Source organism: Tabrizicola sp. YIM 78059, assembly GCF_004959785.1.
In the GTDB taxonomy this organism is placed as follows: Bacteria; Pseudomonadota; Alphaproteobacteria; order Rhodobacterales; family Rhodobacteraceae; genus Tabrizicola; species Tabrizicola caldifontis.
The window spans coordinates 1-641 of sequence record NZ_SJZH01000062.1; the positions used below are offsets into that span (position 1 = coordinate 1).

The 641-nt window shown below is 71.6% G+C and carries 1 protein-coding gene; it reads left to right on the top strand.

The window, feature by feature from the left end:
- Positions 1-80: 80 nt before the first annotated feature.
- Positions 81-641: DUF6441 family protein (locus tag EZM81_RS18030; protein WP_136646742.1), on the top strand; the 561-nt coding region annotated here is incomplete at its 3' end.

Sequence of the window (641 nt, forward strand, 5' to 3'; positions counted from 1 at the left end):
GCCTTCCTCATCCAGGGCGAGCCCGTCCGCGACCGCGAGCGGCTGGTCTGGACCGTCGAGCTGCGCCCGGCGTGACCGCGATGCGCGTGACCCTCGACATCGATCCCGACATCGTCGCGATGATGGCAGCCGAGGTTGCTGCGGGCGAGCGGGCCGTGTCGGCCGCGATCCGCGAGGCCGGGACAGGGCTGAAGGCGGCGTGGCGGTTGCAGATCACCGGCGCGAGCCTTGGGGCCCGGCTGGCCCGCACCATCCGATCGGAACAGTTCCCCAAGACGAAGCCGAGCCTGAACGCGGCGACCTTGGTCTGGTCCAACGCCCCGGTCATCGTCGGCGCGCACGATAGCGGTCCGCTGATCCGTTCGAAAAACGGGTTCTGGCTCGCGATCCCGCTCCCCGCCGCAGGCAAATCCCTGCGCGGCGGCCGGATCACCCCCGGCGAATGGGAACGGCGACGCGGGCTGCGCCTGCGCTTCGTCTATCGCCGCACCGGCCCGAGCCTGCTGGTCGCGGAGGGGCGGCTGAACACGAAGGGCCAAGCCGTGGTGTCGCGTTCCAAGACCGGGCGCGGCACGGTCACCGCGCCGATCTTCCTGCTGGTGCCGCAGGTCAAGCTGCCGAAGCGGCTGGACCTGGCGCGG